7 protein-coding genes are annotated in these 9,780 nt (G+C 38.8%); 4 read left to right on the top strand and 3 right to left on the bottom strand.

Features of this window, described 5'->3' with window-relative positions; genetic code table 11:
• Positions 1-579: 579 nt before the first annotated feature.
• The 3 genes from ACFQRK_RS23615 to ACFQRK_RS23605 form a co-directional block, all read right to left on the bottom strand.
• Entirely contained in the window at positions 580-1,704 is a 1,125-nt protein-coding gene (locus ACFQRK_RS23615; RefSeq protein ID WP_379010878.1) for a hypothetical protein, read from the bottom strand.
• A 59-nt stretch (positions 1,705-1,763) separates the two neighbouring features.
• Complete coding sequence (locus ACFQRK_RS23610) at positions 1,764-2,783, bottom strand: hypothetical protein (protein ID WP_379010877.1); 1,020 nt, start codon at positions 2,781-2,783, stop codon at positions 1,764-1,766.
• A gap of 122 nt (positions 2,784-2,905) precedes the next feature.
• On the bottom strand, positions 2,906-3,934 hold the full coding sequence (locus ACFQRK_RS23605) for an RNA-binding domain-containing protein (RefSeq protein ID WP_379010875.1): 1,029 nt from the start codon (positions 3,932-3,934) through the stop codon (positions 2,906-2,908).
• A gap of 168 nt (positions 3,935-4,102) precedes the next feature.
• Between ACFQRK_RS23605 and ACFQRK_RS23600 the strand changes: the two genes are divergently transcribed.
• The 4 genes from ACFQRK_RS23600 to ACFQRK_RS23585 form a co-directional block, all read left to right on the top strand.
• The gene (locus tag ACFQRK_RS23600; protein WP_379010873.1) at positions 4,103-5,068 is read left to right on the top strand and encodes a hypothetical protein; all 966 of its coding nucleotides are present in this window, start codon (positions 4,103-4,105) and stop codon (positions 5,066-5,068) included.
• A gap of 515 nt (positions 5,069-5,583) precedes the next feature.
• Positions 5,584-6,372, top strand: a complete 789-nt coding sequence (locus ACFQRK_RS23595; protein WP_379010871.1) for a hypothetical protein — start codon at positions 5,584-5,586, stop codon at positions 6,370-6,372.
• Positions 6,373-7,238: 866 nt separating this feature from the next.
• Positions 7,239-9,155 carry an AIPR family protein gene (locus ACFQRK_RS23590; protein WP_379010870.1) on the top strand — a complete coding sequence of 639 codons (1,917 nt, stop codon included), beginning with the start codon at positions 7,239-7,241 and terminating at the stop codon, positions 9,153-9,155.
• Positions 9,156-9,599: 444 nt separating this feature from the next.
• Positions 9,600-9,780: transposase (locus ACFQRK_RS23585; protein WP_379010869.1), on the top strand; the 181-nt coding region annotated here is incomplete at its 3' end.

Below are 9,780 nucleotides of genomic sequence, written 5' to 3'. Positions count from 1 at the left end.
TCAAAACGACTGATATACATTTGCAAACGTTCTGCACTTATTGTTGCCATTGTTATGCACTCTTTGTTGCCGAAAACTATGTATTCCTGATTGCCAAAAACGCTGCACTTTTAATTACCGCTTACAATGGCCATTCTGGACGAAATTGTGGATTGGGGAATAGACCGTGAAACCGACTCGGCATTTCCTTTGGCCCATTTCACCAGAAAACATGCTGTCGTTTATTGTGGACCGCGGATTAAATAGCTTTGTTTCAGTGAGGCAAACATTCCCTCACTTTATGTGACATGAAGCGATTTCGCACATGGTTGGTAAACCCGCTGACCACATCTTTTAAACGGATCATGAAAAGCTGGATGACCAAAGCAGCTATTCTGGAATTCTTGAAATTATCGATTAAGAAACTCTTTGACGTGCTTTTCTAAGTCGATAGATATATACGCAATATCGTGTATACGATCGAAGAAGGGCCGTGCATCTATTGAACCGGCCTTTCTCGATAATGATAATCGAGAGTAACAATGGTTTCTATTGGTCGCGTTCGTATTGGGGAGGGCGAAGTCAAAATTAAACGCGAAATTACTTTATGCATTTCAGAAACTTGCCAACCTCATCCTCCGTAAAATTTACCCTCACTACGTGCGACCCCGATACATCCAAGTCGAGGTCAATATTCGCGTTTCTATAGTGTAACCGGTCCTTAAAGAACTGTTCGGTACTCTTTGGATCGTCAATTCGTAATTTGCCCGCCCGATCTATCATATTTGAGGTATCGAAGTCTACCATATGGGAATGAAACTCCGATTCACCATCCAAATATGCATTTATAGCAGCGTAAAGCAGGGTTCCTAGTGCGCCCATGATGCCATTTCTTTCTGGATCCGTGTGCCTTAAATGGCTCAGACTATCAATAAACCATATCCCCGCACCGACCATTTCGTCACGATGGAAATCGGGTATTTCCGCATAGGCCCCCTGGATGATGGACGGAAATACTAATGCGCTAATGCCCCGGTTAAGGAGTGGGCTTGCATCTTCCGAAAAGATCTTTTCAACGGGTATATCTACTAATCTGCCTTGCCCTTTCTCTGTATGTATTGTGTTTTTATATTCACCTTCCAGCAAATTACCGTTATTGTCAACCACGAGAATAATAAAATAGTTTGTTAGACCGAGGTCCCTGAAAGCCGTAATAATCTCATGAATCGCCCTTCCTGAAATTGCTGTGTCGATGAAAATAAATTTGTCATCACCGGAGACATTCTTACTGAAATTGGCAGGCGGATATACATCACCTGTGTTTACAGTCAGTAAGTTACCGAAGGTACTAACCAAAGCACGAAAATACCGAAGGTGTATTGTTTCTTCACCGTTAATTACATCAGCCAAAATTTTGGCCCAGAACATCCGCGATTTCCGTGAAGAAAAGTCGGGATTACTGTGTCCACCCCAGTCTGAAGTGAACGGAAGCAACCATTTTTTGAAATGGGTAGTAAATTCAAAACTTTCTCCCCATCTCGAACCTGTAATCACTGATACTGTCTGAGCACCATAATAAAATGGATAAGCCCCCCGGCTAGGGATAATCAACTTTTTATACCCTATGTCCTTTAGTTTCGACAAGGTATCATATATCTTTACACATCCGCTCGCATACGATTCAAGCGTAGAAACTGTGATAATCTCCTTTATAAACTCATTCATAATTTACCATCTGTGAATTGACAAGGATTGTAGGAATATTACTTTTATGACAAAATCCATTAGGCATATCTAATCTCCTTTTTCAGTAGCCATTGAATGATGGCAAGCTTACCAAGTAATAGAACTTCTGCCATGTTTTTATATTCCCCTAGCCTCTCCTCGTCGTCCATTTTTACGTATATATCCTCGGTTCTCAATCGCTTACCCGTGTGTACAATACGTGACCTCAAGCTATAATATTCGTTAAACTTTTTTTTGTTACTTATCGAATCACCAATGTATTTCAATAAGTAATCTCTATACTTCTTGGAGACACTATGCTTGAGCTGGCCACAGCCGTCACATTTTTCGGCGACAAAACTTCGATATTCCAGGTTAACCATCGTTTCGACGGATGTAAATGATGACAGAAGGGAAAGGGTACGCTTACTTGTCATCAATTCCATTGCTGAAACAGCATATGAGATTGCGGAATCCAATACGCTTCGTTCGTCTTCATCTGTCGAAAAGTAGGTATCAAGGACCAAATCTATTGTATTCGGAAATGTTATTTCCCGCTTCGTGTCGCTATCAAAATTCGGATCCTGAAAGTAATATGGGAGGTGGTCTATGTAGTCGACTTCTTGTATTTCCGGAGTTGAAAATTCACTCAGCTGAAACTTGCCGGCCATTTCCGGCCAATGGAACTCCGGTAACACCCATTTTACTGGCCAACTATCGGCCTCTTGACCGGGACTATCGTGTTGAATTGCGACTCCCCAAAAGCCAGACTCTGGCGTGTACCTAAAAAACACGTGGTTTGTAAACACGGTTAGTAAGGATAGCAATTTATCCTGTTTGTTATATTGAGTAGCCGTTTGGGAAAAAGAGGCTTTCAGGTTTTCGTATTCTACGTCAACGTCAATATGATCCTTATCTGAAGTCCAATATTCCAACACGACGGGAAAATGTTGCTGAAGGTTGGACCGTGGCATTCCTTCAAAATCAGCTGGATATATCTGAAAAATATCCTTGTACCTGAACCACTTTTTTAATGGTGTTTTGGTAAAGATAATCGTTTTGATAAACTCTTTTTTCATAGCTCTGATCAATGGTTTACAAGTATCGTACTAGAAAGCCAATTGGGTTAGTCACCCGATGCTCGCTTGCTTCTTTCCGTGCCTTCAATATCCGGGAAAGTTGCTATTAATCGGTACAACCGTTACATGACCTGCGACTCGATCAGTAGCTTAATAGCATACTTTCTAATATTTGCGTACAAATTGTGAATCGATTGGGGGCCAATATAAATGGTTGCGTTACCAATGTTGCTAGTCACTTCGGGAAATATTGTCTTATATGGGAATTCGTACGAAGCTATTGCTTGATTGTCGGTGCTAAATTTCTGCATCATTGACTCGATGTCGATGATGGAATGCGGGAAGAAATAGTTGATGTTGCGAAATTCTTCCCGTTCTTCCATGTAAGCAATCATCTTGTCTGCCGAATAATTGCCAAAGCTGGGAATAGATATTTTGTAGGGCGTGGCTGGTGTGTTTAAGACCCGGAAGCCAAATTTATCGGCATTACTATTTCCGTTATACCCCATCAGTTCATTCTCAATGAACGCCGTCAACTCGGTGTTTCCGATTTTCCTGGCAAGCTGCAAACTTCTACTCAACATGGCTGAAAGTTTATTACCCTGATCGGAAAGACCGATGATTAACTCGCTTATTTCTGCTTGTAGCGCTGCTGTCCCAGGCGAGTTTAACGTCAACGACCTGAGCCAATCACTTATCGCAATGATTTCACTTCCGGCCGCTTCGGAGTTCGAAGAATTCCGCCTTAAGTAAATGACGCCAGGTTCCAGTCCCTTTAGTTGCCTTGTGGGGGTAAGCGGATTGACGTGTGGATGGATCGGAATCTCAACAATACCAAATAATTTGCCCTGATAAGGAAACTTGTAGGTCGAGAAAACAGGTTTCGGCCATATCTTGTCTTTTGCCTTTTGTTGGAATATTGCATCGTCGGCAAAGTGAGCAATTCCGATGAGTTCCGTTTGGTTATCGCCCTCCCTGATTCCGGCTATGATATAGGCCGATTGCTGTCTTATCGTATTTGAAAAACTGATGAGGTCTTTAATGAATTTCTCATCCTCATTTCTGCCGCCAAACTGATACGAAGTCTCCTTAAAATCAAGGATATATCCTTCCGGTCTTCTAATCAGTTCCTCAAATAATCTTTCATCCATTTGGCTTAAGTTCAAGTCAGTTCAAGTGACAAATTTAGTGATTATTCTTCACTGGCGCGCAGTAAAAGTCGTTCGTCTGGCATTCCGATGTGTCCTCAACGGAAGTCGAACGGACATAATTACACGAGAATTTGCTTCCATCCGTTTTGTAGGTATCTTTAGCCTACTATGAATTTCTACGACGATTTTTTTAAGAACAACTTGGACCTCGAACAAACGTTTAAAACATTCGGTAACGACCACAATATACCCATTGAACGGAAATTGAAAGCCATTCGTGAAAAAGAGGAGTTTCTAGCTACCATCATTGAATTCCGATTCGGCGTTTTCTTTGCTTCTCTCTTTCCAAGACTCGAGCACGAAAGAAAAGCATTCCCTGATTCTCGACTGACACCTGACTGGACAATTAATACAGATTCGGGTACCGTAATTGCCGAAGTTATCCGATTAAATCCATCCAAGCGAGACAGTGAAGAAATTGCTTTTTCCGATGCGCTTATGAACGGTGTTAAGACAATCCAAAAAGGCTACGTTGTCCGATTTCGTTATAAATACAATAACGTAAGAGTACTTGATATTGACTTCGAAGCTCTTGTCGATCGGGTCGATGACTGGCTAAAAGAAGAACGGTCGACTGGAGACCGCATCACTTTATGGGAGCATATAACGATCGAGGTTGTCAGCAAAAACAATAATCTGCAACACGTGGTTGCTATCGGAAATCCCAGTGTTATCAATTTTGACTACCGTCGGCTGTCGGGTCCAAATAGCCGACTACTTTCCAAGCTAAAATACACACCGCTTGTACAAAAGCACAACTTGCCTTTTCTAATCTGTATTGGTTTGACTTTTGAAAGCTGGTTTAAACCTGAAGACTTGTATGAGCATCTATATGGCCGAAAGGTAGTTTTCCATGGTAATAGGCCATTCGGCGTGTATTATCCAGACACCATCTCTCATAACATAGAAGCGGGGCTATTTTATGCTGATGAAGAATTTAAGAATAATGTTAGCGGTGTATTGCTAAGGTACGAAGGTGAGTATTTTTTCTTTCCGAATTATAACGGAAAAAACAAATTGCCAAAACAGGTTATGGAAGCGTTCAATGAGATACTTTATAAAGATCTTAGGTAATCGCCAACCAATGCTGTTAATGCGCTAATGGATGATCATTTTAAAGAGCATGAGCATAAGGGAAGACGTATCGCGGAAATCGTTGAGGGGGAAAAGAAGCATTTATGAAACGTGAAATAAAGTATGGATTCTGAATCACTGAGAAAATCTGCTGGCGGGACGACTGGAACTTCAAATAATTGATGATTTCCGGGCTAGCATTCACGTGGCCACCGATGCCACCGAACGCCTTGCTGAAGGTCCCGGTGAGGACGTCCTCCTGTGATGCAGCAGGCCGTACATTCTGAAAGCACTTGCGAGCCGTAACCGAAAAGAACCCTAAACCCAGCACAATAATTTTCGTAAAATAAGATTTTATTCCTACCATTGTATATGCTTGTTGGCAAGCTTGCTCGTTCGTGCAAAGATTTCATCAGCCAATGGTTTAATAATGCAAACCTACCTGCTTATTATCCAACTAAAGATTACGAACGCAACTATTCAGGATAACTAAGTTGGTACAAAAGGAATGTATTATGAAAACTATTGAGTACTTCAAACTCCAGGCAAAGAAGCTTCACAAAGATTTCAAGACACAAAAACCTTATTTCAATCCTTCGTTGAGCGATAATCTCTTTGAGTATACGCCAAAGTTTTTCGACGTGGATGCGCTGGTTACTGACTTCGACATCAATGAAAACCATTTCAAACTTATGAACGCTCAGCACATCATTGCGAGATTGGTTGGATTTGAAAAATGGACAGAAATGCTTCGGGCTTCTCCATCAGCATTGGAATTAGCTAAGCTGTTGTTCGATAACATGCACAAGATCAGCATTGAAGAATGGGAGATTTATATCTCGGGTGCAGAAAATGACAACGACGTGTTATTCGCTGATGAGACTAAACTGGACATTTTCAAAATGGTTTTTGCTGATGTAGATGGTCATCAAAGCTATGGTCATGACTACCGTTTGCCCAAGGGTAAAAAACCGTCTAATGAAAATCAAATCATTAAACCTAATACAACGAAAATGAAAAGTGGTGTAAAAATTTCTGCGTTGCCATTGATTGGTGCAGATCGCAAAGAAGCTATTGAAATAGCAAACAATAAATTCGAGGATATTATGCAAACAATAGAACCTACATATCCCGAATTAGTACGTAAATTATGGAATCCTGATCAATACATTGACGAAGTTATAAAACCAGATATGTTACCAATCGATCGGGACTATGCACTTTCTTTGATTGAGGCCTTTTTAGTTCATCATGTCATTAACCTAGCCACCGAAGCTGATGAGCAGGGCCTAACTCTCAATTGATTTATCCGATCTGCTCTCGATTGAAAGTGTAATTTTCCCCAAAAAATATGCTACGACCAAAATTGAAAATCGGACATTGCAATATTATCCGCATTCGCTATAGACGTCGCTAAAAACAAAGCCCCGAAACGGGGAGAATCGGGGCTTTCAAACTAACCAATTATAAACCTAAATTATGAAAAGACAAATTTTACTAACTGACTATATAACGCATTCCAGCCCCGCCTTGTTACAGCAGGATTGTTAAGATATGTTAAAAAGACAATAGCATGATAAAAAGAAACCCGTTACCTCGTAAGTAACGGGTCCGCCCCAGGGATGGGGCTATCAACCTAAACCTACGACGAAGATAAAAATAATCTCACCAAACTCAAAACTCACCGACCATCTCCGCCCAATTAGCATCATACAATAACTTTTGGGCCATTACGGTAAACCGTAATGTAACGCCGCTTGAAATTGCAACTTTTGGATTTTGTGATTGCTAAATGCAACACGATTATTTTAAAAACTGGCTAATTGGCCATTGATAGTACAGTGCAAGGCGGATATCTTTACATGTTAATAGTGGCCATAAACAAACGTTGATTTTTGATTTTAGGGAAATGGTTAGCGCATAGCCATTTCCTTATTGAAGTTTGGATTTCAATAAATTAGTTTTTACTTTTAGCGAAACCAATTGTGATTTGGGCCTGAATAAGCGGAATTTTTGGTTATTTGACTGGGTAATTAATAATTGCTTTACAAACTTGAGGTCGATTTGCGCCATTCGTAAGAAAACGGCTAGCTGTTGACTATCAAGATAATAATGATATTTACATTACTTTACACTTACTTCAATTTGATAAACATAATTCACCAAAAACATGGATAGAATTGTAGAAAGCTTTATTGAGGATTTCAAACTCGAGTTTAATTATGGAGATGTTAGCAACTCTAAACTATTTGAGCAATTCGTAAACTATGTGCTAGTTTCAAAAATTTATCCAGATCGATCGTCACTTGACAAAATTAATGTTGGAGGGACTCGAAATCCGGGCATTGATGGCTTAGCTATTATGTCTAACAATCATTTGGTTACGTCGCAAGAAGAGATAGATTACTTTATTCAGGACGCCGATTTATTAGATGTTGAATTCAACTTTATACAGTCTAAGACGTCAAGCGCATTTGAAATGAGCGGCATAAATACGTTCTTAGCTTCTGTAAAAGAATTTTTTCGGGATGGTGACCTAACATTTGAAGATGAACTGCTAAATCTACGGGACTTAAAGGACTACATCTACAAGAATAGCATAAAAATGGAAACTAGTCCTACACTCAAATTGTATTACGCAACCACAGGAAAATGGATGGATGATCAGAATCTTAAAACGATAATTAATTCTGGAATAAGAGACCTGAAAACATTAGACTTATTTAGTGATGTTAAATTTATCCCAATTGATTCAGATAAGCTAAAATCATTGTATCGCGAAATTAAAAATAAAATCACAAAAGAAATTATATTCGAAAAACACACAATTTTACCTAAAATGAATCGGGTTACTGAATCGTATCTAGGTATATTACCTGCGACCGAACTCGTTAAGGTGACGAGCGATGAAGATAACGAATTAATTAAGACAATTTTTTATGACAACGTTCGAGACTTTCAGGGATATAACAAAGTAAATACTGGGATTAGAAATACAATAGAAAAAGAACAGACTAACGATAAATTTGTATTACTTAACAATGGAATAACTATAGTAGCCAAAAGCTTGAATAAAGTGGGGAGCGCGTTTAAAATATCAGATTTTCAGATAGTAAACGGCTGTCAAACCTCACATGTCCTTCATCACTTGAAAAATTTTTTAACGCCTAATATATTCGTCCCATTGAAGCTAATTGTAACCGATGACGATGACACAATCAATGATATTATCCGAGCCACAAATAGCCAAACTGAGGTCAAAAATGAAGCTTTTGAAATTTTAAAGCCATTTCACAAAAAGCTTGAAGAGTTCTATCTCACTTTTGAGAAAGAGGACAACAAACGCCTTTATTATGAGAGGAGATCAAGACAATATCTAGGAGCAAAGGCAAAAAGTGAGAAAATCATAGGCCTATCCACACAAATAGCTTCCTATATTGCGATGTTTTTAAATGAACCTCAAAGTACTCAAAGATATTTCGGGGAGCTACTCAATTCTTATAGCAGTAGATTATTTCAAGAGAACCATTCCTTATATCCGTATTATACTAGCGGAATAGCTCTTAATGTCCTCGAAGAATTCTTCCGCGAAAACAAATTAATGCATGCTTCGAAAAGGTACAAGTATCATCTACTATTAATGTTTCGAATACACAGTGCTGGCAAAAAGATGCCTATAAATATTTCCAGTAATAAAGAAATAGAAAAATATTGTCTTAAAATACTGGATATCCTTTGGGATAGACAGAAAGCTTTAGACATTTTTAAACAACTTGAAAGTAAATTACAAGCAACACTTAGTCAAACTAAAGTTCTATATAGACAGGCTCATTTAACTAGGGCATTTACCGAGGAATTGCTACCGGCTGTGACCAATCAAAAGAAGACTGGCATCGTTACCTATTACAATTTCCAAAGAAAATTTGGTTTCATAAAAATTGACTCCACCGATGATGATGTCTTTGTTCATTATACAGAACTGAATAGGTTTCCACAAAATGAAATTATTCCGGGTTTAAAATTATCTTTGGATGTATTTCAATCACCGAAAGGACCAATAGCCAAGAATGTCGAAAAAATTGTCTAAAACAGAATTACGAAATTTTAGAAATTGGGATTGACGACAAAGAACGACTTTTATAAACCAGGCAAAGCACATTGACCTAATTTCTAGAACGTCCGTAGAAATCACTCAGAAAATAACGAACATACACAATAAACTGTTTGCTTTTTATATTCATTAAGATGAAGTTTCAAACTATTAAAGGACAATTCGATCGGATTCATCATACTTATACAAATATTTGTCGTTCATACACTAGCATTTAGCAATTTTCTTTTAATCCTTTTTTTAGAAGAATACTTAGCATTGTCTTAAAAAGTAAGAGAAAAATCAATAGGGACTTAACGCAAAATAAGTGAAGCCCCATTTTATTAAATTGTAATAAGCTCAACCGAAAACCCATTTAAATATGTAATGCTCCCTGAAATTAGCTACGATTATTAACGTAGTTTTTATAATTTAGGGACAATGAAAAAAAGTAAGTTCAGCGAGTCGCAGATCATCAAGATTCTGTCACAGCAGGAGGCGGGGTTATCGGTTGCGGATATTTGCCGTGAGCACGGCATCAGCCAAGGGACGTTTTATTCTTGGAAGAACAAGTATTCCGGGATGGACATTTCCCAGCTCAAGCAGTTGAAAGAGATGGAAA

Origin of the sequence: Parapedobacter sp. GCM10030251, from assembly GCF_042666505.1 — a bacterium.
Classification (GTDB): Bacteria; Bacteroidota; Bacteroidia; order Sphingobacteriales; family Sphingobacteriaceae; genus Parapedobacter.
Note: the sequence above shows the minus strand (reverse complement) of the source record. Positions and strands in the feature narration are given on the sequence as shown.